This window comes from Pseudarthrobacter polychromogenes, assembly GCF_014644495.1.
GTDB lineage: Bacteria > Actinomycetota > Actinomycetes > Actinomycetales > Micrococcaceae > Arthrobacter > Arthrobacter polychromogenes.
Genome location: NZ_BMKU01000006.1, coordinates 133,078 through 159,320 on the forward strand (window position 1 = coordinate 133,078; position 26,243 = coordinate 159,320).

The 26,243-nt window shown below is 67.6% G+C and carries 21 protein-coding genes; 13 read left to right on the forward strand and 8 right to left on the reverse strand.

What is annotated here, in order from left to right:
- Positions 1–10 precede the first annotated feature (10 nt).
- The 6 genes from IEX43_RS11640 to IEX43_RS11665 are packed head-to-tail and all read left to right on the forward strand — an operon-like array spanning position 11 to position 5,474.
- Positions 11–823 carry a glycosyltransferase family 2 protein gene (locus tag IEX43_RS11640; protein WP_188811182.1) on the forward strand — a complete coding sequence of 271 codons (813 nt, stop codon included), beginning with the start codon at positions 11–13 and terminating at the stop codon, positions 821–823.
- Complete coding sequence (locus IEX43_RS11645; RefSeq protein ID WP_188811184.1) at positions 820–2,103, forward strand: lipopolysaccharide biosynthesis protein; 1,284 nt, start codon at positions 820–822, stop codon at positions 2,101–2,103. The genes IEX43_RS11640 and IEX43_RS11645 overlap by 4 nt, the downstream gene beginning before the upstream one ends.
- The gene (locus tag IEX43_RS11650; protein WP_188811186.1) at positions 2,100–3,878 is read left to right on the forward strand and encodes a glycosyltransferase; all 1,779 of its coding nucleotides are present in this window, start codon (positions 2,100–2,102) and stop codon (positions 3,876–3,878) included. The genes IEX43_RS11645 and IEX43_RS11650 overlap by 4 nt, the downstream gene beginning before the upstream one ends.
- Positions 3,875–4,210: a hypothetical protein gene (locus tag IEX43_RS11655; RefSeq protein WP_188811188.1), complete on the forward strand. Its 336-nt coding sequence runs from the start codon at positions 3,875–3,877 to the stop codon at positions 4,208–4,210. Before IEX43_RS11650 ends, IEX43_RS11655 begins: the two co-directional genes overlap by 4 nt.
- Complete coding sequence (locus IEX43_RS11660; RefSeq protein WP_188811190.1) at positions 4,207–4,425, forward strand: hypothetical protein; 219 nt, start codon at positions 4,207–4,209, stop codon at positions 4,423–4,425. The genes IEX43_RS11655 and IEX43_RS11660 overlap by 4 nt, the downstream gene beginning before the upstream one ends.
- Positions 4,422–5,474: a metallophosphoesterase family protein gene (locus IEX43_RS11665; RefSeq protein WP_188811192.1), complete on the forward strand. Its 1,053-nt coding sequence runs from the start codon at positions 4,422–4,424 to the stop codon at positions 5,472–5,474. The genes IEX43_RS11660 and IEX43_RS11665 overlap by 4 nt, the downstream gene beginning before the upstream one ends.
- Before the next feature lie 51 nt (positions 5,475–5,525).
- Here IEX43_RS11665 and IEX43_RS11670 read toward each other — a convergent pair whose 3' ends face one another.
- The gene (locus IEX43_RS11670; RefSeq protein ID WP_188811194.1) at positions 5,526–6,386 is read right to left on the reverse strand and encodes an SDR family oxidoreductase; all 861 of its coding nucleotides are present in this window, start codon (positions 6,384–6,386) and stop codon (positions 5,526–5,528) included.
- Between the two features lie 2 nt (positions 6,387–6,388).
- The gene (locus IEX43_RS11675) at positions 6,389–7,309 is read right to left on the reverse strand and encodes an MSMEG_6728 family protein (protein WP_188811196.1); all 921 of its coding nucleotides are present in this window, start codon (positions 7,307–7,309) and stop codon (positions 6,389–6,391) included.
- A 156-nt stretch (positions 7,310–7,465) separates the two neighbouring features.
- Here IEX43_RS11675 and IEX43_RS11680 point away from each other — a divergent pair, with 156 nt between their 5' ends.
- The gene (locus IEX43_RS11680) at positions 7,466–8,053 is read left to right on the forward strand and encodes a hypothetical protein (protein ID WP_188811198.1); all 588 of its coding nucleotides are present in this window, start codon (positions 7,466–7,468) and stop codon (positions 8,051–8,053) included.
- Positions 8,054–8,202: 149 nt separating this feature from the next.
- Here IEX43_RS11680 and IEX43_RS11685 read toward each other — a convergent pair whose 3' ends face one another.
- Together IEX43_RS11685 and IEX43_RS11690 are read right to left on the reverse strand one after the other, a co-directional pair.
- Positions 8,203–8,853 carry a LysM peptidoglycan-binding domain-containing protein gene (locus IEX43_RS11685; RefSeq protein ID WP_188811201.1) on the reverse strand — a complete coding sequence of 217 codons (651 nt, stop codon included), beginning with the start codon at positions 8,851–8,853 and terminating at the stop codon, positions 8,203–8,205.
- Between the two features lie 216 nt (positions 8,854–9,069).
- Positions 9,070–11,601, reverse strand: a complete 2,532-nt coding sequence (locus tag IEX43_RS11690) for an excinuclease ABC subunit UvrA (RefSeq protein WP_188811203.1) — start codon at positions 11,599–11,601, stop codon at positions 9,070–9,072.
- Positions 11,602–11,649: 48 nt separating this feature from the next.
- On the opposite strand from IEX43_RS11690, the gene IEX43_RS11695 reads away from it, so the two are divergent.
- From IEX43_RS11695 to IEX43_RS11705, 3 genes are all read left to right on the forward strand, one after another.
- The gene (locus IEX43_RS11695) at positions 11,650–12,714 is read left to right on the forward strand and encodes an adenosine deaminase (RefSeq protein WP_188811206.1); all 1,065 of its coding nucleotides are present in this window, start codon (positions 11,650–11,652) and stop codon (positions 12,712–12,714) included.
- Between the two features lie 254 nt (positions 12,715–12,968).
- The gene (locus tag IEX43_RS11700) at positions 12,969–13,886 is read left to right on the forward strand and encodes a pullulanase X25 domain-containing protein (protein WP_188811208.1); all 918 of its coding nucleotides are present in this window, start codon (positions 12,969–12,971) and stop codon (positions 13,884–13,886) included.
- Positions 13,887–13,996: 110 nt separating this feature from the next.
- Positions 13,997–14,347, forward strand: a complete 351-nt coding sequence (locus IEX43_RS11705; RefSeq protein ID WP_188811210.1) for an acylphosphatase — start codon at positions 13,997–13,999, stop codon at positions 14,345–14,347.
- A 13-nt stretch (positions 14,348–14,360) separates the two neighbouring features.
- On the opposite strand, the gene IEX43_RS11710 is transcribed toward IEX43_RS11705, so the two are convergent.
- The 3 genes from IEX43_RS11710 to IEX43_RS11720 all read right to left on the reverse strand — a co-directional run bounded on the left by IEX43_RS11710 (position 14,361) and on the right by IEX43_RS11720 (position 21,100).
- Positions 14,361–17,996 (reverse strand): TM0106 family RecB-like putative nuclease, encoded by a 3,636-nt coding sequence (locus tag IEX43_RS11710; protein WP_188811212.1) that lies wholly within the window; start codon positions 17,994–17,996, stop codon positions 14,361–14,363.
- A gap of 189 nt (positions 17,997–18,185) precedes the next feature.
- Entirely contained in the window at positions 18,186–19,385 is a 1,200-nt protein-coding gene (locus tag IEX43_RS11715) for a TerC family protein (protein WP_188811215.1), read from the reverse strand.
- Positions 19,386–19,426: 41 nt separating this feature from the next.
- Positions 19,427–21,100, reverse strand: coding sequence for a RecQ family ATP-dependent DNA helicase (locus IEX43_RS11720; RefSeq protein ID WP_188811348.1), 1,674 nt, complete (start codon positions 21,098–21,100; stop codon positions 19,427–19,429).
- Between the two features lie 222 nt (positions 21,101–21,322).
- Between IEX43_RS11720 and IEX43_RS11725 the strand changes: the two genes are divergently transcribed.
- A complete protein-coding gene (locus tag IEX43_RS11725; RefSeq protein WP_188811217.1) occupies positions 21,323–23,650 on the forward strand; it encodes an FdhF/YdeP family oxidoreductase in 2,328 nt (775 codons plus the stop codon).
- Positions 23,651–23,725: 75 nt separating this feature from the next.
- Here IEX43_RS11725 and IEX43_RS11730 read toward each other — a convergent pair whose 3' ends face one another.
- Entirely contained in the window at positions 23,726–24,055 is a 330-nt protein-coding gene (locus IEX43_RS11730) for a DUF6457 domain-containing protein (protein ID WP_188811219.1), read from the reverse strand.
- Between the two features lie 326 nt (positions 24,056–24,381).
- Between IEX43_RS11730 and fdhA the strand changes: the two genes are divergently transcribed.
- Positions 24,382–25,599, forward strand: coding sequence for a formaldehyde dehydrogenase, glutathione-independent (gene fdhA / locus IEX43_RS11735; RefSeq protein ID WP_188811221.1), 1,218 nt, complete (start codon positions 24,382–24,384; stop codon positions 25,597–25,599).
- Positions 25,600–25,732: 133 nt separating this feature from the next.
- A complete protein-coding gene (locus tag IEX43_RS11740; protein WP_188811223.1) occupies positions 25,733–26,083 on the forward strand; it encodes a GNAT family N-acetyltransferase in 351 nt (116 codons plus the stop codon).
- Positions 26,084–26,243 lie beyond the last annotated feature (160 nt).

Below are 26,243 nucleotides of genomic sequence, written 5' to 3' on the forward strand. Positions count from 1 at the left end.
GGCGGACACCGTGGATCACAGTCCTGCCGAGGTCACCGCGGTTGTCCCTGCCCGCAACGCGGAGCACATGCTGCCCCGTTGCCTGGAGGCCCTGCGACAGTCGGGGGTCGCCGAGATCATCGTCGTGGACGGATGCTCCACGGACGGAACCGTCGCCATCGCCCGCGCCGCCGGCGCCCGGGTGGTCAGCGACGAGGGCCGCGGCCTGCCGTGGGCGCGAACACTTGGTGTGCGGAACAGCAGCACCCGTTGGGTCCTGCTGGTTGACTCCGACGTGGTGTTCGGACCCACGGGGGTCGCCGACCTGCTCACAGAGTTGGTGGAGGGCGGCTATGACGCCCTCCAGGCCGGGTTGGAGAGTGTCGGCGGACCGGGATACTGGGGACAGGCGCTCGCGCACCACCATCGCACCGGGCGCAGCCGCAACTGGTTCGGGCTCGTCGCCACGCTCGTTGACCGGGAACTGATGCTGGGCATGGGTTTCGACGACTCGTTTAAGTCGGGGGAGGACATTGAGCTGCGCTGGCGGATGCGGGACTCAGGCTTGCGAACGGCTGTGTCACAGCGAGTGATGGTCGAACACCGCTTCGCTGCAGACGACTTCGACTTCGCGCTCGACCAGTTCCTCATGGACGGAACCGGCCTGGGAAAGATGATCCGCAAACACGGCTGGCGCGGTGCGAGGCTGGTGCTGCTGCCCGCCGCCGCGGCAGTCCGGGGCAGCGCTTTGAGCCTTGCGGCGGGCCAGCCCCGGTGGCTGCGCTACTACGTTGCCTTCTGCTGGTACAACTACGCAGGCCTGGCGCGGGGTCTCGCGTCGTGAGGGCTGGGCGGGGGACAGCTGAGACGGACGCCTCAACCGTCCGGCACTCCGCCCTGCGCAGCTCGCTCGGCCTCGTCGTCGCAAAAGCCGCCCAGACGGGCGCAGGTTTCGCTTTCTGGGTCGTGGCCGCGCGCGCCACGTCCGACCGCGAGGTCGGGCTCACCATGGCGGCGGTCTCGGCGGTGATGCTCTGCACGCAGCTCGCGGTGCTCGGTGCAGGGTCGGCCGTGATCGTCTCGGTGGGACGCGGGGAGCCGCCCGCGCGGGTGCTGGACGCCGCGTTCGCCATCGTGGGGGTGGCGGGCACCGGACTGGCCCTCGGCTACCTTGTGCTGCAGGCGGCCGTGACGCCGGATACAGCCTCCTTGTCGGTTCTCTTCTGGCTCACATTCCTTGTTGCTGCCGTCACCGGCACCCTGGTCATCGTGCTGGACCAGGCGCTCGTAGCGCTGGGACGAGGTGCCAGCGCGGCCCCAAGGTACGCGTTGGGCGGCGGGGTGGCACTCGGGGCCGCGGGGCTCGTGGCCTGGCGGGCGCACGGTGCCTCCGCCGATGTGCTGATGGCCTGCTGGACGCTCGGGACCACCGTGGCGTGCGTCGTGGGTGCGATCCAGCTGCGAAGACTGGTCGGCTACCGGCCGAGGCCCACCTTGCGCGCGGCGCGCGGCCGTTCACTGCTGGCCCTGGGCCTGCCGAACCAGATCCTGACGCTGACCGAGCGCGCCCCCGGGCTGTTGCTCCCACTCCTGCTCGCGCACCTGGTGTCGCCGGAGGCAGCCGCCTACTGGTATCCCGCCTGGATGATGGCCTGGGCCGCCTACACCGCTCCCATGTTGATGGGCATCGTCCAGTTTTCCGAAGGTGTCCGGGAGCCGGACCGCCTGGTAGCCACCACCTGGGCGAGCCTCCGATGGTCGCTCGCCGTAGGAGGCCTGGCCGCCGTCGTCCTCGTCGTCTTTGCCCGCCCGCTGCTCGGTCTGATGGGCGAGCGCTACGCCGACTCGTCCGCGGACGCCCTGCGGCTGTTGGCGGCAGGGCTGGTGGCATATGCCGTGCTGCAGGCCTACAACGCGGTGTGCCGGGCCCGCGGACGGTACGCTGAGGCGATCATTGTTGGCGTGACGCTCGGATCCGCCCTCTGCGTCGGAGCCCTGCTGGCCGCCGAGCGTGGGGCCAGCGCCATGGCGCTGGCGTGGCTGGTGGTGCTCTCCATCGGTGCAGCGGCGGCCGGCATCCGGCTGGTGGCCGTCCTCCGGCGAGTCAAGCAGGACTCGCGATGACCAGCACGATCGATGCCCCCAGCCGTACCGAGCGACGCTGGAAGCTCCGCGACGTGGGGTGCGTTGTGGCTGGCGCCGCGTCCCTGGCTCTCGCCGCGGGGGCCGCCTCCACGGTGGAGGTCCCCATTAATAGCGACCTGGGGCTCCTCGCCGTGCTGCCCTACCCGTTCTGGGCTGGGGTCCTGCTCCTTAACGTCGCCTTCGCCGTCGCTCTGCGCGGCGACGGCGAGGGCCCGGCACGCCGCCCGGTCATGCTGTGGCTCATCGCGGTGCTCGTGCTCATGCTCTTCGGGACCGCGGCCTTCGTGACGGATATCCCTCGGGGGGAGGTCGCCTTCCGCCACCTCGGCATCGCCGACGCCCTCTCCGAGACCCAGGGGATCAACCCGGACATCGACGCGTACTTCAACTGGCCGGGCTTCTTCGCCCTCCTGGCGACGCTGCTCGAGGCGACGGGGCTCGACCCGGTCACCGTAGCTTTGTGGGCGCCGGTCCTCAACATGGGTCTATGGCTCGCTGCCATGGGCGTGCTGACACGCTACCTGACGCGCGATCCGCGACGCCGGTGGCTTGCGCTCTGGCTCTTCTGCCTCGGCAACTGGCAGGACCAGGACTACCTTTCGCCCCAGGCCTTCGGATTCTTCCTCTACCTTGTCGTCGTGGCACTGCTCGTCGGGCCCCTGGCCGCACGGACCCCGGCCTTCGGCGGATTCAAACGCACCGCCCTTGAATCGTGGTGGCGGCGGCGGTCGCCCGCCGAGCCGCGGCATGCCCACCGGGTAAGCGCCATCGCGGTGGTTATCCTGCTCGTCACGGTCATCTGCGCGAGCCACCAGTTGACGCCGTTCATGCTGCTCATCGCCATGATCGCCCTCACCCTGAGCGGACGTGTCTGGCCCAGCCGGCTGCCCCTGATCACCGCTGTGGTGCTGTCACTCTGGCTCGTCTACCCCGCCAGTGCCTACCTCGTGGGCCACCCGCCCCTGGAGGACGCAGGCCTGCTGGCCGCGGCCGAGGCAAACGTCGTCGACCGCGTGAGCGGGACCCCCGGGCACGTGTTTGTGGTCCAGGTCCGGATGGCCCTCACGGTGGTGCTGTGGCTGCTCGCGGCGGTGGGCGCGCTGCGCGACTGGCGCAGGGGGCGCCTCGACATCAGGGTGGTCCTCCTGGCTGTCAGCCCGCTGCTGCTTTTCCCCGCACAGCTGTACGGCGGGGAGATGCTCATCCGCGTTTCGCTGTTCGCGCTGCCCTTCGTGGCGGTCCTGGCCTGCTCGGTCCTGCTTCCCACGCATCGCAACAGGCGCCCCCCTGCCGGAGCCGCGGCCGGACTTGCCCTTGCCTGCTCCCTGCTAGCCATGCTGACCGTGACAGGACGCTTCGGGAACGCCCAGTATGACGTCTTCACCGACGGCGAGATGGCCGCCGTCGTCGCCGCACAGCGCCTGGCGCCCCCAGGCTCCGCGATCATCTCGGCAGCCCACCCGACGCCTTGGCGCAGCGACTCCTACCTTGAGAACAAGTACCGGACGATCGACGAACTGTGCCAAACGGACTTGTCAGCGGAGGTGTGCGGCCCCCTCGTCTACAATTACGCCCGGCACAACCCTGCCGGTGCCGTGCTGCTGCTCACGCGCTCGTCAGAGGCGAGCCTCGTGCTGCAGGGTGCCACCAGCGAGAGCGGCTTCGCCGAACTGGAGGACTGGCTGGGCGCACAGGACGGCGTGGAGTTCGTCTTCGGCAACGCCGACGCACGCGCGTACCGGGTGGCGCCATGAGCGGCAGCGTCAGCCGGCTTACCCTGGCGCTCGGTCTTGCGGCGGTGGCACTGTCGCTGGTGACGCTCATCGGGCTGCCGACACCGCTGCAGGCGGTGGCGGCGACGGCCGTCCTCGTCCTGCTCCCGGGGCAGGCCCTGGCCCGGCTCACGCCGGTGACCGACGCCGCGCTCGGCGCACTGCTCGTCCTGGCGCTTGGCCTCGCCACCCTCACGGCGGTGTCCACGGCGATGTTCTACCTCGCTGTGTGGTCGTGGCAGGCGTGCGTCGTCACGATGGGCGCCATCACCGTCCTCGCCTGCCTGGCGCGCGCGCGAAGGGAGGCGTCATGATGATCGACGTGTTGATCGACCTGGCGGGCCTGCTCGCGGCCGCTGCACTGCTTTTCACACTCGTCGCGCTCGAGGTCCGGCGCACGCAACCGGACACCGGGCAGCCCGCGCGCCCAAGGATCCTCGGCCGGGCCGTGGGCACCAGGGTGGTTGCCGCCATGTGGGTGACGTACCTGATCCTCTTCCTTCCACGCGTGCTGGGACTGCTCATATGAGCGGCGCCGCGCGGTGGTTGCTCCTCAGCGACCTCCACCTGGGCGTGACGGACCACGATCCCCGGTACCCAGGCAAGGTGCTGACCGGGTTCCTGCGGCGCGAGGTGCTCGCAGCCTCCGGTCCGCAGCAGCACGTCGCGTTTGTGGGCGACACGTTCGAGCTGGCCGGCTGCAGCGGGGACGGGAGCGTGGCCCGGCTCGACTCCATCCGCGCCCGCCATCCCGGCACGTTCCAGGCGCTGGAGGAGTGTGCGGCGCGGGGAGTGCAGCTGCACTTCGTGTGCGGCAACCACGACGTGGAGCTGGCCCGCCCCTCGGTGGCTGCCCGCCTGGCGGCGCTGCTGTCACCGGCCGAGCCCGCACGGGTCCAGGTGCACCCGTGGTTCCTGCACGTCCCCCGCGTGCTGGTGGCCGAGCACGGGCACCAGCACCACGCGCTGCACCGGATACCCGATATTCTCCGCGCTGCGGTCAACGGCACCGACGGACTGGACCTGCCCCCGCTCGCCGCCTGGAACGCTGATCAGTCAAGGTCGCGCCTGGGCCGTGCCGGGGCGGTTGCCCAGGCCTGCCTGGCGTCCGAGCGGGCGGAACGCCGCGTGCGGGAGCCCGCATACGCCGAGCTGTTGCAGGCCGAGTCGTTCCGGCTGGGGCTCGACGGGGTGGCTGTCCGGGACTTGGCGCGCCTGTCCCGGTTCCGGACCGTGTCCGCGCTCCCGGCGGCCGCTACCCGCATGGCGCTCGCGGCCGCTGGGCGCAGTGCCGCCGGCGGAAAGGCCCCTGCCGCGGCGGTCCGGGTGGCCCGTACTCTTGAGGCGCACGGTTCCGGGGTGGCCTGGTACCTGTCGGGCCATACCCACCGTGCCCTGGAGTCGTCCCTCGGGGCCTGCGCCGCCCGGTACGTCAACACCGGCACCTGGTGTTCTGACGTGCGCGGCCGCGGACCCGACCAGTCGGACCGCCGGGTATTCCCGTATGCCGTGGTGGACGTCGCCCCCGACGGCGGCACCAGCGGCGGGCTGCGGTACTGGCGTCCGGACGCCGGCTGAGCCGCACCGGCAGGCTGCAGCACTGCGCCGGCACCGGCAGCCAGGCGGGAGCTACGGGTGGCGAACCCCGGTGCCGGCGAGGACGGCCCGGTAGCCTTCCCGGAATGTTGGATAGGTGAACGCGAATCCGGTACTGAGCAGGAGACTGTTGCGGCAGCGCTTGTTGCCGCCCCGCGCCGGCCCGGCATCACCCACCGGGGGTTCGGGGAGGCCCATCTCCGTGGCGAGGAACCGCAGTACCGTGCCAAGATCGGCGGGATGGTTGTCCACGCCAACGTAGGTTGCTTCGGGATTGGCGGCCATCGTGGCGAGATGGACGATGGCAGCCGCAGCGTCGTCCCGGTGGATGCGGTTGGTATACCGGATGTCCTCCGGAACAACGGCGGAACCGTTGCGGACCTGGTCGATCAACCTGGTGCGCCCAGGGCCATAGATGCCGCCCAGCCGGAGGGACGTGGCCGTGGTGGCCGTGCCGCTGAACCGTGCCTGGAGGAGCTGCTCGGCTTCCAGCAGGACGCGTCCGGAAAATCCGCCCGGCGCAGGCGGCGTACGTTCGTCCACCCAGCCACCGGCGGCGTCCCCGTATACGGCCGTGGAGGAGACAAAGAGCATCCGGCCCGGCTGTACGTGGTCGCGTTCCAGGGCGTCGAGGACGTGGGTGAGTCCATCCACATAGCTCGCGCGGTACGCCTCCTCGGAGGGCGAATCGGCAGCAACGGCTATGACGACGGTGGTGGTGTCGGCGGGAACCGGCGGCAGTTCCGGCGCGCCCAGATCGGCCGCGACACCTTCGATGGCGGACGGCAGCTTTGCGGGGGAGCGGCGCCAGCCCACCACCCGGTGGCCCAGCGCGTGGAACCGCAGCCCTGCCTCGGTCCCGAGGTCACCACAGCCGGCTAGGAGGATGGTCATGGTTACGGTGCCTCCACCGGGAAGAACACGCGCGGGTCCTGCAGGAGCGCCGGATAGGTGAACGCGGAACGGTCGATGACTTCGGTGACCGTGAAGTTCCTGCCGAACCTGCCGTCCTCCAGCGTGATGGGCCGGCCCACGACCTGCCCCACCGCGAACTTCGCACCATGCTCGAACGGGACGGCAACGGGCGTCTTTCCGGGAAGGGTGGAGAATGCCTCCTCCTGCGCCAGCCGCTTGCGGGTGGGCTTTTTCACCAGCTGCTTGGGCGGTGCTTTGCGGGACTGCCGGGACGGGCGCCGGGACCCGTCGTCGACGAACACGGGGGAGTAGTCCCCGTCCGCACCCGGCGCATCAGCGGCGGCAGCGGTGCTCCCGTTCACCGGCGGAAGGGCCACGGTTTCGAGCGTCTGGGGATCGACGTCGTCGTGCGGGGACCTGAGGATCCACAGGATGTCACCCTCAGGCTCCTGCGGCAGGAACTCATGCCGCGGCTCCGGCCAGACGTAGTCCATCTCCGGTATCGCATCCGCGAAGACCGGGGTGTAGAACTTGGGTTCCTTGCGCACCAGCTTGGAGCGGTGGCTCAGGTGGAAATCCGGGTCGCCAAGCCACGGCGGCATGGGAATCTTCGCCGCGTAGTCCGGGTGGGCTGCCTGCGGCGCGAACTCCGCGATGTTGGCCCGGGTGTTGTCCGGGTGCCCGCGCTTGGTCCACTCGTCAACCATTGCCAGCCCGTACATGGTGAGGGCCGGCACGTACCCCATCCACATCCGGATGGCCGGGTGGGTCTGCCAGCCGTAGCCGGGAATCACCAGGGCACGCAGTGTCTGCAGCGCCTCAACGCGCTGCTTGCCCAGCCTGGCGGTGTCCAGGGCAGCGGCGCTCTGCCGGAAATCAGGGTACGGGAGGAAGGTTTGCATCCCTTCAGTCTGACGGCACCCGGCGGATGTGCCAATTGCAGTGCCACGGACCACATGCGAACGGCCTGGATGTTCACATAGTGGACCTATGCATACGTAAGTGATCTTCACCCACTAAGATCACCGCAACCACCCCAGCGTTTTGGAAGCTCCCTCATGACATCAACTCCTGAAAAGACCACCGCCGCCACCCCCGCGCTGCCCCGCTACGGGCAGATGCTGGGCCCGGAGGCAAAGGGCATCCTTGTCCTTGACGAGTTCACCCTTGATCCCGCCGCGGCCCGCAAGGAACAGCACCGCTTCCGCGACGGCATGGCCGCAGTCGCCCTGACCATGCGCCGCATCGCCGCGCTCCGCATTGTGATCGCCATCGTGGCCGTCGGAAACCTGCCTCTGTTCCTGCTCTCGAGCGGCTGGTGGATCTACGGCGTTTCGCTCACCCTCGTGGTTGCCGTCCACGCCGCCGTCAGCTGGCTGAACCGGCACGAGCCGCGGCTGAAGCAGCGCTCAGCCCTGGAGCTGCACAAGCACCGGGAAAGCAGCGCGAACTACCGCAAGGTCCGCGACGCCGTGAAATACATGATCGATACCCCCGCAAGGATGAACGAGCACCTCTACCTTGAGCTGCTCGCCGCCAAGCGCGTTGCCCTCAACCTGGCCCACGGCACAGTCGCCCTGCTGGACACCAGCGACGATTCAGCCTGGAAGGTGCGGATCGTCCGGGAACTGCCCGCCGGCGCCTAAGGCCCCGTCCCTGGCTGCGGCTTACAAGCGTTAAAGAACGACGCCGGCACATCCCCTTGTGGGGGCGCGCCGGCGTCGTAAGCGGTCAACGGAATTTGTCTATCGCCGACCTGATTTTGGTGCCCCGGAGGGCAGCAGCCTCACAGGCACTAGGCCGGAAGCTGGATGACCTGTCCCGCGAATACAAGGTTGGGATCCGCAATGGTGTCCAGGTTGGCGTCGGCAAGGTGCTGCCAGCCGCCCGCGATCCCCAGCTTCTCAGCCACGGTGCTCAACGTGTCCCCGGCCTGCAGCGTGTAGGTCTCTCCGCTGAGGGCCACGGCCGTCACGTGCTTCGCAACCGGAGCCGCCTGCACGGCGGGTGCGCTCTGCTGCACCGGTGCAGCCTGGACCGGAGCCGCCTGCACTGGTGCGCTCTGGACCGGAACGGACTGCGGCGCAACGCCAGTGCCGCTGCCGCTCAGGCCCAGCTGGGCGGAGCAGGAGGGCCAGGCGCCCCAGCCCTGCGATGCCTGGACCCGCTCAGCTACGGCGATCTGCTGCTCGCGGCTGGCGTCAGCGGCGGAACCCGTGCCGCCGAAGGCAGCCCAAGTGGTGGGGCTGAACTGCAGGCCGCCAGAGTAGCCGTTGCCGGTGTTGATGGACCAGTTGCCGCTGCTCTCGCACTGTGCCAGGGCATCCCACGTGGAGGCGCTGGTGGTGGCGTTGGCAGCGGTGGCTGAGAGAGCCAGGCCTGCAGCGGAGATGGCGGCTACAGTTGCTCCGCGGCGTGCGGCAGTACGGAATTTGGTGTTTTTCATGATGGGTGATGCTCCTGAAGGCCACCTGCGCTGCTTCCGTCCCCGGAGATCATTGCGCCACTGCCCGCCCCTGACGAATAGAGGTCGTTTCGGTGGCTGCCTGCTGGGCAGTTGTGGTGAAGGCAGCACCGGGCATTCATGGGTCCGCCAGCGGCGGGCATGCCTTTTACGCTAAGACATTGCGCTGCCGTTATCAAATCGAGATGTTTCTGGGCGTTAGCTGGTGGTTCCCTGACCGAGCGCGGTTGCCAGGTACGGGGCGGTGCGGCTTTCGGCGGAAAGGGCGACGGCGGCAGGTGTCCCGGTTGCCATGATCCGGCCGCCCTTGTCCCCTCCTGACGGGCCGAGGTCAATGACCCAGTCGGCGCCGGCAACCACGGCCATGTCGTGTTCAACCACCACCACTGAGTTGCCGGCGTCCACCAGGCCATGGAGCTGTGCCATCAGGAGCTGCACGTCGGCGGGGTGCAGGCCGGTGGTGGGTTCATCCAGGAGGTAGAGGCTGTGGCCGCGCTGTGCCCGCTGCAGCTCGGTGGCCAGCTTGATGCGCTGGGCCTCCCCGCCTGAGAGCTCCGTGGCCGGCTGCCCCAGCCGCAGGTAGCCCAGGCCAACATCCCGCAGGCTCTTGAGACTCCTGGCCGCAGCGGGCACGGCAGCCAGGAACCCGGATGCGGCATCAACCGTCATGGCCAGGACCTCGGCGATGTCCCGCCCGCGGTACTGCACCTCAAGGGTCTCAGGGTTGTAGCGGGACCCGGCGCACTCCGGGCACGGGCCGTAGCTGCCGGGCAGGAAGAGCAGTTCGACGGCGACGAATCCCTCGCCCTGGCAGGTTTCGCAGCGCCCGCCTGCCACGTTGAAGGAAAACCTCCCGGCGCCGAAGCCGCGGGCCTTGGCCTGCTCCGTGGCGGCGAATTCCTTGCGGACGGCGTCGAACAGCCCGGTGTAGGTGGCCAGGTTGGACCGCGGGGTCCGGCCGATGGGCTTCTGGTCCACAGTCACCAGGCGGTCAATGCGGTGGCTGCCGAGGACGCTGCCCAGCTCCAGGGGCTCCGCGGCCCCATCCTGCTCCACGGGGGTCCTGAGTCCGGAGCCGACAGCCTCGCCCAGGACCTTGCTCACCAGCGTGGACTTGCCGGAGCCGGACACCCCGGTGACCGCCGTCAGCACGCCCAGGGGGAACTCGGCATCCAGCCCGCGAAGGTTGTGCCGGGTGATGTCCTTCAGCTCCAGCCATTCCTCAGGTTCCCTGGCCCGGCCGGCACCGGAACCGCCGCGCGGGACGGATCCGCCGTCATCGAACAGGAACGGCCTGGTGACGGACTCCTCAACCGCGGCGAGGCCGCCAACCGGCCCGCTGTAGAGCACTTCGCCGCCGCCTTCGCCGGCGCGGGGGCCCACGTCAACCAGCCAGTCCGCCCTGCGCACCACATCCATGTTGTGTTCCACCACGAACACCGAGTTGCCAGAGGACTTCAGCTGCTCGAGCACCTCCAGGAGCGGCTCGGCGTCGGCCGGATGAAGCCCGGCGGATGGCTCATCCAGCACGTAGATCACACCGAACAGGCCGGACCGCAGCTGCGTGGCAATCCTGAGCCTCTGCATCTCGCCCGGCGAAAGGGTGGGGGTGGCCCGGCCGAGCGCCAGGTAACCGAGCCCGAGGTCCAGCAGGACCGTGATGCGCTGGAGCAGGTCCCGGGTGATGGCCACAGCCACCTCGTTGGACTCTCCGGAAAGCTGAGTGCGGGAGGCCGTGCCGGCGTCGTCCAATACAGCGGTGGGACGGACAACCTCGGCGAGCTCCACCATGGGGAGCCCGTTGAGTTCCGCAATGGTCCTGCCCGCAAACGTGACGGCCAGGGCCTCGGGCACCAGGCCCGTCCCGGAACAGCGGGGGCACGGCCCGGACTCCATGTAGGCCAGCACGCGGTCACGCATGGAGGCGCTCTGCGAATCAGCCAGCGTATGGAGGACATAGCTCCTGGCGCTCCAGAACCGCCCCTTGTAGGGTTTGGCCACGCGGTCGCGCTGCGGGGTCACCTCCACCACGGGCTGTTCCTCGGTGAAGAGGATCCAGTCACGGTGTTTTCTGGGCAGCTTGCGCCACGGGACGTCGACGTCGTAGCCCAGGTGGGTGAGGATGTCCCTCAGGTTCTTTCCCTGCCAGGCGCCCGGCCAGGCCGCGATGGCGCCGTCGCGGATGGTCAGGGACGGATCCGGGACCAGCGAGGACTCTGTCACGGTGTGCGCGACGCCCAGGCCGTGGCATTCCCGGCAGGCGCCGGCGGCGGTGTTGGGGGAGAAGGCGTCAGAGTCCAGCTGGGTGCTGCCGGCCGGGTACGTTCCCGCCCGCGAGAACAGCATGCGGAGGGAGTTGGAGAGTGTGGTGACGGTTCCCACCGTGGACCGGCTGCTGGGAGCGCCGCGGCGCTGTTGAAGGGCGACGGCGGGCGGCAGCCCGCTGATCAGCTCCACCTTGGGGTTGTGCCCCTGCTGGATCAGGCGGCGGGCGTACGGGGCGACGGATTCGAAGTAGCGCCGCTGGGCCTCGGCATAGATGGTGCCGAACGCCAGGGAGGACTTGCCGGACCCGGAGACGCCGGTGAACGCCACGATCGCATCGCGCGGGACATCCACATCCACGTTGCGGAGATTGTTTTCGCGGGCTCCCCGGACCCGGACAAAGCCGTCGGTGGCCGGGGCAGGAACCGGGTACTGCAGGTCATCAGCGTGCTTAGCGTTCTGCATTGGTTCGACTCTAGTGGTGATTCCGGCGCGGGGCATTATCCTGACCCGATGGATAACTTTGCCGGCGGCACTGCCGTGCCCGAAACAGAACTGGACGCAGCAGAGCTGGAAGTCCCCGCCAGGATCCTTCCGGTGGCCGAGCTGCACCTGCACATTGAGGGAACCCTCCAGCCGGAGCTGATCTTCGCGCTCGCGGAGCGGAACGGCATCGCGCTCCCGTATGCAGGCCTGGACGAGCTCCGGGAAAGGTACGAGTTCACGGACCTGCAGTCCTTCCTCGACCTGTACTACGCGAACATGGCCGTGCTGCAGACGGAGCAGGACTTCGCCGATATGACCCGCGCCTACCTTGAGCGGGCCGCTGCCGCAGGGGTGCGGCATGCCGAAATCATGATGGACCCGCAGGCGCACCTCTCGCGCGGAATCCCGCTGGAAACGTGCGTCAACGGCGTTGCGTCCGTCCTGGCCACGTCCCAGGAGGAGTTCGGGATCTCCACGCTGCTGATTGCGGCCTTCCTGCGTGACCTCTCCGAGGAATCCGCGCTGGAGGTCCTGGACGGCCTGCTGGCCATGAACGCTCCGATTGCTGCCATTGGTTTGGACTCCGCCGAGGTGGGAAACCCGCCGTCCAAGTTCGAGCGGCTCTATGCGAAAGCCCGCGAGGCAGGGCTGCGGCTGACCGCGCACGCAGGGGAGGAGGGGCCGGCGTCGTACATTATCGAGGCCCTGGACATCCTGGGCGTGGAGCGGATCGACCACGGCATCCGCTGCATGGACGACCCGGATTTGGTGGAGCGCCTCGTGGGTGCCCGCATCCCGCTGACGGTGTGCCCGCTCTCCAACGTCCGGCTCCGGGCTGTGGACACCCTGGCAGACCACCCCCTTCCCGCCATGCTGGCAGCCGGCCTGAACGTGTCCGTGAACTCCGATGATCCGGCCTACTTTGGCGGCTACGTGGATGATAACTTTGCCCAGCTTGGGGCGGTCTTTGAGCTCTCTGACTTCGACAAGGCCAGGCTCGCCGCGAACTCCATCCACTCGTCCTTTGCTTCCGAGGAGCGGAAGGCTGAGCTGCTGGATGAACTGAATAGCGGGGATGTGGCGCACCCGTAACGTGTCCGAGGCAACAGCAGTGCCGTCGTACCGCTAAACTGGGTGCCGCAGGCGTGTCTGGGAAGTGCAGTGCGGCACCCATGTCAGCGCTCAGGGGTTGTGCAGCCAGCCCGTTTCCCGAGACCTCAGCCTCACTTGTTGGGACGTCCGCTTAATAGTCGGTCACGACACGCAGTGTTAACCATTTCAAGTCGCGCGATTTAACGGGCAGTTGGCAAGATGCCTAAGACCGATCGCTTTTATAAAGGGGAATCATGGCCAAGTCCACCGCAGAAAACACCTTCCTTCGACTCAAGACCGTATTGGATGTCCTGACCGAAGGTGTGTGGTCCGGCGATGCACTGAACGCGGGCCAGGTCCTCGCCGAGGCAACGGCCAGGGTGCCGTTCAATGAGCATGAGGCCGAGCTGCTCAGCGGCGGCATTCCCCGCGGCCACAAGACGCTCACCTCGGCCACGGCAAAGCTGGTCAAGGCCGGCTGGCTGGTCAAGGGCCGCTCCGGCTGGACCATCACCGACGAAGGCATGCGCGCCACGGTCGCCTTCCCGGATGCGGTTTCCTTCGCCAGCGCGCTCGACGCCGGCACGCCCATCCCTGCCGACGTCCAGGTTCCCACTGCTCCTGAGGGCTTCGTCCGGAAGACCACCGCGGTTCCCGAAACGGCAGCTGCCGCCGCGGAACCCAAAAAGGCCACTAAGAAGACACCTGCCAAGAAGGCCGCCGCCGCCGTTGGCAAGGCAGCCAAGGTACTTGAGGACGCCGTGGAACCCGTGGTGAAGGCTGTCCGCAAGGGCAAGGCCCCGGCCACGACGGAGGCAGCTGCTGCCCCCGCAGCGCCCGAGGCGTTTGAGGACGCGGACGTCGAGACGCACCCGCAGCCCGAAGCCGTGGCTGTTGCCGGTGACTTCAACACCATCCTGGGTGCGCCCGAAAACTGGGCTCCGCAGTACGACGAAGCGCAGATGGAATTCGACTTCCTGGACCAGATCTGGAAGAAGAGCGCCGAACTTCCCGCCGGTTTCTACACCTTCAAGATCGCCATCAACCGCTCCTGGGATGAGAACTACGGCGCTTACGGCACGTTCGACGGCCCCAACCACGAACTGCACCACGCCGGCGGCACCGTCACCATCCGCTACAACCACAGCACCCGCGACATCACCATCAACTAACGGGTTGCCCTTCAGCCCAACTAGGTAGCGCTAAGTGTCGTTTTGGAGGCTCAAAACGACACTCGCTGCTACCTAGTTGGGAGGGACGGCGCCGACTCAGGGGAGGCACCATGGCGAGGCACGCAGGTCCGTCATCCGGAGCGACTGAGGGGCCGGACAACGACGCTGCGGCGGGCACGCCTGAAGGGGATGCCGTCCGGCTGGAGGCGCGCGTTTTCGGCATGGTGCAGGGGGTGGGCTTCCGCTTCTGGACCATGGGCAAAGCGGAGGAACTGGGCCTGGCAGGCGAAGTGACGAATCTCGGCGACGGTTCGGTCGCCGTGGTTGCCGAGGGCCCCGAGCCACAGGTCCGGGCGCTTCTCGACTGGCTGAATTCCCGGAACACCCCCGGCCGGGTGGAGCGGGTTGAGGACTCGCTCTCCGCAGCGCAAGGCAACTTCCGCGGGTTCAGGGCCCGCTGACCGGTATTTCCCGTCAGGCGCGCGAGCTAAGGCCCAGGAACGCGCCCAACTCCTCCAGGGCTGCGGGCCGGTGCGGCATGTAGCTCGTGAGCTCGGCGGAGCGGATGATGACTGCCCGCCACTGCCCCCGCGACACCGCAACATTGATCCGGTTCCTGTTCAGCAGGAACTCCGCTCCCCGCGGTGCTTCAGCCACGGCCGAGCACGCCATGGACACGAGCACCACGGGTGCTTCCTGCCCCTGGAACTTATCCGCCGTCCCCACCCGGACCTGGGAAAGGCCGGCCTCCTCCAGTGCCTTGCGGACCAGGTGGACCTGGGCGTTGTAGGCGGCCACCACGAGCAGGTCCTGCTGCCCGAGGGGCCGGAACTCATTCTCGGCGCCAGGCTTCCACTTCAGGCCCAAGTGCCGCCGTGCCTGCCGGACCACTTCGGCGGCCTCCTCCCGGGATGCAGTGGTATTGCCGGAGTGCCCCACGAACACGGTCTCGACGCCGGGCGGCAGCTCCTCGAGGTTGCGCAGCGATGCTGCCGGTGCGGACTGCAGCTTTCCTTCATAGCTGAGCCGTGACACCGCACGGCACAGGTCCGGATGCATCCGCCAGCTGTCGGCCAGGAAGTAGCCAAGGCTGGCAGGCAGGGTGGCATGCCCAGCGGCCAGCCAGCCCAGCGCCGATTCATCCACCGGCTCCGGGTGGGCGCCCTGGGTGACCTGGGGCAGCTGCTGCGGATCACCGAGCAGGAGGAGCCGCTTGGCCGCCCGCGCAACGGCAAGGGTATTGGCCAGCGAAAACTGTCCGGCCTCGTCGATCATTAGCAGGTCCAGCGAGCCCGCCGGGACTTCCTTGCCCGTCATGGTCCACGCGGTTCCGCCCACCAGGCAGCCGCCGGGCGATGCGAGCAGCTGGGCGACGTCGCCGTCGGCCGTCCGGGTCCAGGGGACGTCGTGCGGCGCAGCCAGCTTCTTGGCCACGGCCGAGGGGGAGACGCCGCCCGTGTCGATGGCACGGCAGAGCAGGTTTTCCACCACGTTATGCGACTGGCCCACCACGCCGATCTTCCAGCCGCCGGCCACCAGGCTGCCGATGACGTGGGCGCCCACGTACGTCTTTCCGGTTCCGGGTGGACCCTGGACGGCCAGGTAGGAGTGCTCAAGATCCCGGAGGGATGCCGTGATGGCCGCGGCGTAATCCGGGGAGCCCACGGTGTCATGGCGTACCTCCACCGGGCCGGGGAGCGTGCGGAACCGCGGGGCCTTTCTCCGCAGGATGTCCAGGCCGGGGTGGGCTGGCAGCGACGGCACGGAGGAACCAACCCTGCGGGCAAGCTCGGCGATGGCAGCCTCAATGCTGGTGGTGGCCAGCGGCTGGTCCTCGGTGAGGGCGACCGGAAGGTGCGGGTATGCGGCCACCTTTCCGGTCTCCCGCTCGGCAACGGTGATGATGGTGTGCTCCGGGTTGTCAGGCGCCGGGGCGACGTCGCTGATCCTCGTTCCAAAGGAGAAAGCCCGTGCGCCGGGAGCAGCATCCGGGGCGGCCATGCCTTCCGGTGGCGGCGCTTCGTACAGCCGGCACCACGTGGAGTCCGCGCGGAAGTCCGAGCCCTCCGTCATGGTGCCGCGCAGCCGGAGCGTCCGGGTACGCATCCGTTCCCGGGGTTTGGCCAGCGCCCAGTCCGAGGCAACCTCCGCCGACGACACCAGGAACACGTTCCGCTGGTCCGCCCAGCTCTCGACCGGTGCCTCCACCCGGTCGAAGTGCTGCCACCAAAACTGCTTGCGTTCGCGGCGGTGGTAGCCGGTGGCGGCGGCCACCATGGCGATGGCGCGTTCGTCGTCAGTCCAGGCCCGGTCCTCCGGCAGGCCTGCCAGGTATTCGCGCAGAGCGGTTTCCTCAGGCTTTTCCTGAGCCGCTTCCGGGAGTGTTTCCTGTTTCGTTTCCTGAGCCGCTTCCCCTGCCGCCGCTGGCTGGCGGGTCTCGGCCTCTACGGCTGCCAACCTGCCGGCCTGCCTGGCGACGTCCAGCAACCAGTCCCGAAGCCGGAGCGTGGACAGGCAGTCGTAGTGGTTGTAGTCGGAGATGGACGCCAGGACCTTTCCTGCCTCGGCGTGATCCCCCGCGTCGCTGGCCGCGCAGTAGGCGGCGTAGGCCACCACGGACGCGCCGGCGTCTTTGACGTCACCCGAGCGAAGGTTGCTGCCCATGTACAGCGGTTCCAGTTTCTTGATGGAGTAGGACGCCTCAGAGATGCGCAGCGACTGCCGGACCGTGGCGTAGAGATCCACCAGCAGCCCTTCCCGCAGCCAGGAGTCCACGGTGTCCTCCCCGGCCTGGTGCGCCAGGGAGAGGTTGCGCAGGGCCGTCTTTTCATAGGCGGCGTAATGGTAGACGTGCATGTCCGGGTAGCGGGCGCGGCGTTCTTCCACGTACGCGAGGAAGTCCAGGAAGGCGCGGCGCTCCTCGGACCGGGAATGGGCCCAGAACGGGCGGAACACGGGATCGCCGAGATGGTCCGCGTCCGGCGCCTCAACAACGCCGAACAGGTACTCGATGCCCCAGGCGCCGGTAGCCGGATCCTGCCAGAGGGGATCGCCCTCGAAGTCGAAGAAGATGTCCCCCGGGCTGGACGGTGGGAGCAACCCTATGGTGTTGTCAGGCAGGACGGCGAACGAGACGGTGTGGGGCCCGCCGTCCTTGGTGAAGGTCCGGGACCCCGCCACGGCGTCCAGACCCAGTTGCATCCGCGCCTGGGCCCGCAGCCGGACCACGGAATTCCTGGCGTCCGCGGCAGGCATCGCCGCCAGTTCATCGATGGTGCTGATGCCTGCCGCGTGCAGCTTCTTCCGCTGCACCACGGACATTCCCGCCACCATCAACAGGTCCCGGTGCGCCTGGACCTGCTCGGCGCAGTAGTCGCACCGGCCGCAGTGGACGATCCCCGGTTGCTGCCACTTCACAGTGGCGTCACCTGCCCTGTGCTCCGCGGTCAGCTCGCGGAAGCGCCGGCGCCGTTCACGGAAAACCGGCAACAGGTCGGGAAGGGAGTGGCTGCTGCGGAGCCAGTCTTCGCCCACGCGGGTCCCTAGGACCAGGGTGACCACCGGCGAGGGGTCCAGCCCCATCCCTAGCAGTTGGTCGCCGTAGGCCGCCAGCTGCAGGAGGGCGCCCACCTTGGCGTGCCGGGCAAGTTTGGTGTCCCAGACCTCGTACCGGCCCGGGCTGCCTGTGCCCGCGGCCTCGTTGACCAGGAAGTCCGCGTAGCCCAGGAACTCCCCGTCAAAGAAGGTAGCCTGGAACACCACGTCAGCCCCGGACCGCAGGGCGAGCTCGGTCTCCGCATGCTTGGCCTGCAGGTCCCCGCGCAGGTTCTGGCCGCGTTCGAGCGAATAGACGCCGGCGCCGCGGCTGGCATCCCACTCTCCGTACCGTGCAACCAGGCTGGCCAGGACGGTCTGCTCGTGCCGGTCGCCCAGCTCGCCGGCGCGGACCTGCATCTCGTCCGCGGGGAACTCCGCCTTGGGAGTGCGGCCCAGCTTCTCGTCAAGGATCCGGAGCGTGCGGTACTCACACTCGCTGGCGGCAACCAGGTCGCTGGCCGAAAACACCAGGTCCGGCGGCGCGCCGGCCGCTGCGGCTTCGAGCAAGAACACGGGGCCTCCCCATCGACAGCCGGGTTGTCATCGCCAGGCTGTTATTGCCAGAACCAGGGACTGTTCCCCTGGCCTGGTCCAAACGTAGCAAGGGGCACTGACAAACAGACAAGCTTCAAAGTAGGTAGCAGCAAGTGTCGTTCTGAGCCCTCAAAACGACACTTACTGCTACCTAGTTGGGTGGGACGATCAGTTTTCGGCGGCCGCCCGCACCCGGGCTTTGTCGTGTTCGTCGTGGGCTTTCCGCAGCAGGTCCAGGAACTCGGTCTCGTTGCGGATGAGCCGCTTGTACTTCTCCGGAAGCTTGCGGATCTCGTTCTCCTCGCGGCACATCGCGGCGAAGATCTTATCCCGCTCGTTCATGTCCGTCTCGTAGTTGAGGTCCAGGTACTCGACGGCGTGCCGCCGGGCGCCGGAAACGGCATTCTTGGCCTTGCCCTTGGGGCTGAAGATGGACGCCAGGACCGTGATCACCAGGACGCCGAGGATGACGCTTAGCGAAACGCCCGTGCTGACCTCCACCACGCTGACGTGCTCGCCGTCGTTGATGAACGGCAGGGTGTTCTCGTGCAGGGCGTGCAGGATGAGCTTCACGCCGATGAAACCCAGGATGACGGCGAGGCCGTAGGACAGGAAGATCAGCCGGTCCAGCAGTCCGTCGATCAGGAAGTAGAGCTGGCGCAGGCCCATGAGGGAGAACGCCGTGGCCGTGAAGACGATAAAGACGTTCTGGGTCAGGCCGAAGATCGCCGGGATGGAGTCCAGCGCAAACAGGATGTCCGTACCGCCGATTGCCACCATCACCAGGAGCATCGGGGTCAGGACGCGCTTCCCGTTCTCAACGGTGAACAGTTTGTCGCCGTCGTAGTGTTCCGACGCCGGCAGGAACTTCTTGGCGAGCCGGACCACCAGGCCCTCGGAGTCGTCGTCGTGGCTGCCCGGCTTGAGCAGGTTGCCTGCAGTGATCAGCAGGATCAGGCCGAAGATGTAGAACACCCACGCGAAGCTGTTGATCAGCGCAGCGCCCAGGAGGATGAATCCCGTGCGGGCGATCAGGGAGAAGACGATGCCGAACAGCAGCACCTTCTGCTGGTCCGCGCGGGGTACCCGGAAGCTGGCCATGATGATCAGGAACACGAAGAGGTTGTCCACGGACAGTGCCTTCTCCGTGATGTATCCGGCGAAGTATTCGGTACCCATCGTGGGTCCGCCAAACAGCAGTACGCCCAGTCCGAAGAGCACCGCGATGCCCACATAGATCGAGGACCAGACGGCAGCTTCCTTGAGGGTGGGCGTGTGGGCCTTGCGCACATGGAAGAAGAAATCGAAAGCCAGCAGGCCCACGATCCCGGCAATGGTCAGGGTCCAAACATAAGCAGGTACTTCCATGCTGCGGGCCTTTCGTCGGAGTCTCCTTAAAGCCTACCCACCTATGCCGGCTTCAGGAGTTCGTGTTCCACAACGGCTGCGCGCGAGAGGGTCTTGTAGCCCTCGTGTTCGAACAGGATGGTGATGACGTCGTCCTCGTGCCGCATCACCAGGCCCGGTCCCCACACCTTGTGGACCACGGCAGACTGGAGCGGGAACGGTTCCGCCGCCCGGCCACCCGAGGCTGCGCCGCCGTCGTCCGCCCTGTCACTTGCGGGGTGCCGGGCGGCGTCGGCGCAGGCATCACAGTTGCCGCACGCCTCCGCCAGCTCCTCGCCGAAATAGCCCAGCAGGAACTGGCGGCGGCAGCCGTCCGCCTCGGCGTAGGCGCGCATCATGGTGAGCCGGGACTGGTCAACGCGCTGGCGGGCTTCGGCGAGTTCGACGGCGCCGCGCACCAGGGCGGGCAGCTTGGCTTTGGAAGCCAGCCGGACACCGCGCTTGCCAAGTGCCACGGCGCCGGTTTCCTCCAGCTGGTTCAGCAGTCCGGTGATGCGCCGGGCGGGAAGCCCCGTGAGATCAGGCAACGATGACTTGGGCGTGGGCCCGCCCGCTGCTTTCAGTACTTTCAGCAGAGCCAGCAGCGAGTCGGGATCCGGGGAGTGGGTGGCGAAGAACTTCCGCAGCCCCAGGTCCTCTGACCGGTAGTGGAGAACCGCGGCCGACGATTCCCCGTCACGTCCGGCCCGGCCGATCTCCTGGTAGTAGGAGTCCAGCGACTCCGGAATATCCGCATGGACCACGAAGCGCACGTTGGGTTTATCGATCCCCATGCCGAAAGCAGTAGTGGCCACCACCACGTCGAGCTGATCGTCCAGGAACTGTTCGTGGATGTGCTCCCGGTCCGCCGCGGAACGGCCGGCGTGGTAAGCCTCCGCGCGCAGCCCCTCCCTGCACAGCTTGGCGGCGTACTTCCCGGTGTCCTTGCGGGTGGCGGCGTAGAGGAGCCCATGCCCGTTTTGGGCCAGGGCGGCCACCTGCTTCAGCACGGCCTTGCGCTTGTCCTTGTCCTCGTGGTGGCGCACGACGTCCAGCCTGATGTTGGGCCGGTCGAATCCGCGGACCAGGACCAGCGGGTCCTTCATGCGCAGCCGTTCCACGATTTCGTCCCGGACCGGGGGTGATGCGGTGGCGGTGAGGGCGGCAACGGGAGGATTGCCGAGCTGTTCGCGGACGTGGCCCAGGCCGAGGTAATCGGGGCGGAAATCGTGGCCCCAGGACGAGACGCAGTGGGCCTCGTCCACCACGAACAGGGAAATGCCCAGGGCTGCGATGCGGTCCACGGTCTTGTGCTTAGCCAGCTGCTCCGGGGCCAGGAACAGGAAGGTGGCCGTGCCGCTTTCCATCGCCTGCCAGGCCGCCTCCACCTCGGAATCGCTGCGGGAGGAGTTGACGGCCACCGCCGCACCCGGACCCAGGTCCGCTTCCAGCCCCTCCAACTGGTCCTCCTGCAGGGCAATGAGCGGGGAGACCACGACGGCGGGACGTCCCGTGGTGCTGTGCAGGTGCTGCGCCGCGACCTGGTAGATCGCGGACTTGCCATAGCCGGTGGGCATGACGGCCAGGACGTCGCGGCCGGCGGCGAGGGCTGCCATGCCGGCCAGTTGGCCGTCCCGCAGGCGGGGGAGGGAGAAAGAGGATGCCGCGAGGGCGGCAAGGGCAAGATCGTCGGACATGGGGGCGCTCCGCACAGAGAGGTTCCTCCGGCCGCTTGCTTCAGCCAAGGTAACCAGCCTAACGCCAGCCGCGTGCCGCCGTCGTCCGTTGCCCATGCTGCCCGCCGGGCAGGGGAGCCGCCTCCTTGACTTCCCCGCCACCCTGAACAAGTGTGGGAACGGAACCGGCCCGCCGAAACATCGGAAGATGGCCGCGCCTGCAGAACGCAAGGAGAACCAGCCGTGACGCGCAAGAATCCCGAAGTTGAAGAGGCCGACGAATCCGACATTGAAGTCAGCGGCCACCCGAAGACATGGGCAGCGGGAGTGCCGGGCGTCTACCATTCCATGCAGCCGGCTCTGAAGCACATGGGCCTGGAACGGTCCAGGAAGACACTCCTGGCGCTGAACCAGAAGGACGGGTTCGACTGCATGAGCTGCGCGTGGCCGGACCCGGGCCACCGCAAGACGTTCGAATTCTGCGAAAACGGCGCCAAGGCCGTGACGTGGGAGGCCACCCCGGTGGTGATTGGCTCCGACTTCTGGCAGGAGCACCCCGTCAGCGAACTGCTGCAGCGCTCCGAATACTGGCTGGGCATGCAGGGACGCCTGACCGAGCCGGTGTACAAGCCCGCCGGGGAGGACCGCTACCGGCCCGTCAGCTGGGACGAAGCGTTCGGGATCATCGCGGACAAGCTGAAGTCCCTGCCCAGCCCGGACCAGGCAGCCTTCTACACCAGCGGCCGCACGTCGAACGAGGCTGCCTTCCTCTACCAGCTGTTCATCCGCGGGTACGGCACCAACAACCTGCCGGACTGCTCCAACATGTGCCACGAGTCCTCCGGCTGGGGCATGGGCCAGACCATCGGCGTGGGCAAGGCCACGGTTTCCTATGACGACTTCGCCAAGGCTGACCTGATCATCATCATGGGCCAGAACCCTGGAACCAACCATCCGCGGATGCTCACCGCACTGGAGGAGGCGAAGGAAGCGGGTGCAAGCATCGTGGCGGTCAACCCGCTGCCCGAAGCCGGGCTGATGCGCTACAAAAACCCGCAGAAGGTCAAGGGCATCATCGGCCGCGGCACCGATCTGGCGGACCAGTTCCTCCATATCCGGATCGGCGGGGACATGGCGCTGCTGCAGGCGGTGTCCCGGCGGGTCCTCGACGCCGAGGCCGCCAACCCAGGAACCGTGCTGGACCATCAGTTCCTCGAAGAACACTGCCAGGGCCTCGAGGAGCTTCGGGCGCACCTTGCCGAATTGGACGAGGCAGCGGTCCTGGAAGCCACCGGCCTGCGGGCCGAGGAAATCGACGAACTGGCCGACCGCTACCTCCGTGCGGAGAAGGTCATCATCACGTGGGCCATGGGCATCACCCAGCACAAAAAGGGTGTGGCCACCATCAAGGAGATCATCAACCTGCTGCTGCTGCGCGGCAACATCGGCAAGCCCGGCGCGGGCGCCTCACCCATCCGCGGGCACAGCAACGTCCAAGGGGACCGCACTATGGGCATCTGGGAGCAGATGCCGCCGGCGTTCCTGGACGCCCTGGGCAAGGAGTTCAGCTTCGAACCGCCGCGGGAGCACGGGGCGGACGCGGTGGAAACCATTAGGCAGATGCGCGACGGCGGGATCAAGGTTTTCATCGCGATGGGCGGGAACTTCGTGGGTGCCATGTCGGACACCCGGGCTGCCGAGTCGGCAATGGCCGGCACGGACCTCTCCGTCCAGATCTCAACGAAACTCAACCGCTCCCACGCCGTGACCGGCTCCGAGGCGTTGATCCTGCCCACGCTGGGCCGCACCGAAATCGACATGCAGGAGTCCGGCCCACAGTTCGTCTCGGTGGAGGACACAGTCTGTGCCGTACACGCCTCCCACGGCACCGTTGCACCGGTGGCCCCGCACCTGCTCTCCGAGGTGGCGATTGTCTGCCAGCTGGCGCAACGTGTGCTGGGAGACAAGATTTCCGCAGACTGGGCCGGATTCCAGAAGGACTATGACCTGATCCGCGAGCATATTTCCCACGTGGTGGTGGGCTGCGAGGACTACAACCGGAAGATCCGGCAGGAAGGCGGCTTCGTCCTGCCCAACGGGCCCCGCGATTCCCGCACGTTCAACACGCCCACCGGCAAGGCCATGCTCACGGTGAACGAACTGGAGCATGTGGAGCGCCCGGCCGGCACCCTGATCCTGCAGAGCATGCGCTCGCACGACCAGTTCAACACCACCATCTACGGCCACAACGACCGGTACCGGGGGATCAAGAAGGGCCGCGAGGTGGTGTTCGTGAATCCGGAGGACCTGGCCGAGCTGGGGCTTGAAGACGGGCAGCACGTGGATGTGCGCGGGGTGTACCCGGACAACGTGGAGCGGGTCCTGCGGAACTACCGGCTGGTGTCCTACCCGTCCGCACGGGGATGCGCGGCCGCCTACTATCCGGAAGCGAACGTCCTGGTGCCGCTGGAGAGTGTGGCGGAAGGCAGCCAGACGCCGGTCTCCAAAGCGGTGATCGTGAAGCTGGAGCCCGTTACCGCGCTCGAGGAGGAGCCGACGGCGGCCGGCTAGGGTGTCTGGCCCGCACGAGCGGCCCGCGCCCGCATAAGCGGCGCGGGCCAGCACCGCATTTGCGGGCCGGGGCCGCTATTGCGCTGTGTCCGCCCAGCCCTTGCTGGCCGGGCCGCCATCCTGCCCGTCCTCGCACAGCTGGAACGCCACGTCCGCCGCTTTCGTTATGGAGGTCGCTGACGCCTCCTTGGTGCCGGCGCTGCCCGTGCCGGCTTCCAGCCCGGCGGCGTAGCCCACCATGAAGGTGGTGATCGGGGCTGCGGCATGGGTCACGGAGTCGGCGGATTTACGGGCCAGGTCCAGGAGCAGATCATGGTCCACCTTCAGATCCAGGATCTGCAGTGCCTGGGCCAGCCGGTTGCTCCATTGGTCCAGGATCTGCATTTCGTCCTCGTTGGCTGGCATGTCCACTCCCTTGTTTTTACGTCAGTGTCGGGACATTGGATCGTCCTCCGTGCCGAGACTACAAGGCTTCGCAGCGGAAGTCATCGGTTCAGGCGGATGCCCGCGTAACCCCCAATCCACAAACAGGTAGTCAGCCGGGCTTACGACCCCTAGATATGGCGGCGGTCCGTGCTTAGACTGGGCCCACCCCACTCCAGGAAGCTCTCCGGCAACTGATCCCCAGCCATCAGCAGATGCTGGACGGTGCCTGTCCGGCGGGGTGTGCATCACCACTCATGAATCACGGCCGCCCTACCGGGCGAACCGTGGGATAACAGGAGAAAAAGATGACAGGGAACAAAGCCGTTGCCTACAAGGGGCCAGGGAAAGTCGAACTGATCGACATCGACTACCCCACGTTCGAACTGAAGGACGGGCCGGGCGTCAACCCGGCAAACGTCGGGCGCGCCGTCAACCATGGCGTGATCCTGAAGACAGTGGCCACCAACATCTGTGGCTCGGACCAGCACATGGTGCGCGGCCGCACCACCGCACCGCCGGACCTGGTGCTGGGGCATGAGATCACCGGCGAAGTGGTGGAAGTTGGCCGCGACGTTGAGTTCATCAAGGTCGGGGACGTTTGTTCAGTCCCGTTCAACATTGCCTGCGGCCGTTGCCGGAACTGCAAGGAACGCAAGACGGGCATCTGCCTGAACGTGAACCCGGACCGCCCGGGCAGCGCCTACGGATACGTTGATATGGGCGGCTGGGTGGGCGGACAGGCCAACTACGTGCTGGTGCCGTATGCCGACTGGAACCTGCTGAAGTTCCCGGACAAGGACCGGGCCATGGAGAAAATCCTGGACCTGGCCATGCTTTCGGACATCTTCCCCACAGGCTTCCACGGCGCCGTCACCGCCGGAGTGGGCGTAGGATCCACCGTCTACATTGCAGGCGCAGGTCCCGTGGGCCTGGCAGCGGCCACCAGCGCACACCTGCTGGGCGCCGCCGTCGTGATTGTTGGCGACCTGAACGAGGACAGGCTGGCGCGGGCGCGCAGCTTCGGCTGCGAAACGGTGGACCTCACCAAGGGGGGACCGGCGGAGCAGATCGAGCAGATCCTGGGCGTACCGGAAGTGGACTGCGGCGTGGACGCGGTGGGCTTCGAAGCACGCGGCCACGGACACGGCAAGGACGCCGAGGAAGCTCCGGCCACGGTGCTGAACTCGTTGATGGACATCACCGCTGCCGGCGGTGCGCTGGGCATCCCGGGGCTGTACGTGACGGGCGATCCGGGCGGCGTTGACGAGGCGGCCAAGAAGGGTGCCCTGAGCCTGAGCCTGGGTACCGGTTGGGCGAAGTCGCTGAGCTTCACCACGGGCCAGTGCCCTGTGATGAAGTACAACCGGCAACTGATGATGGCCATCCTGAACGACAAGGTGCACATCGCCAAGAACGTGAACGCCAAGGCCATCACGCTTGAGGAGGCGCCCCAGGGCTACGCGGAGTTCGACGCCGGTGCGGCCACCAAGTACGTCCTCAATCCGAACGGTTACCTGAGCTAGGCCGAAACGGGGCAAGGCGGCGCCGCCGTCAGCGGGGCGGCGGACGGTGCTGTCCGGTAAGGGACGGGTGCGGAAATAGATGCCCTTCGGCTGAGGTTAGGCTGAAGGACACACCGCATCGAAGGAGATCCCCTTGAGTGACATCACCGTCCGCCACAACCCCGACCGCGACCGCTTCGAGATCCTCGACGCCGGCAATGTGATTGGCAAGGCAGCGTACAAGGAGTACGACGGCGGCGCCTCGCCGCAGCGGATTTTCTACCACACGGTGATCAACGAGGAATACGGCGGACAGGGCCTTGCGGGCCAGCTCGCCACCGTTGCCCTGGACGAGACGGTCAAGGCGGGCGTGGGCATTGTTCCCGTCTGCCCCTTCATCAAGAAGTTCCTCGCCAAGCACCCCGAATACTCGGGCGATGCTGTGGCCGTGAAGCCCGCGCACCTGGAGTTCCTCGATGGAGCCCTGGCAAGCCGCGCCCGCTGACGTGCAGGGCATCCGCCCGACTGTGTGATCGCCGAGTTGGCAGGAGCTCCGCTGGTGGCGGACCCGCGGCTGCGCCCGGGCAGTCCGAGGTGATCCGCAAGCTCACCGGCATTGTTGAAGAAACCCTGTTCCCGCCTGTGCAGGCGGGCGCGCCAGGGCG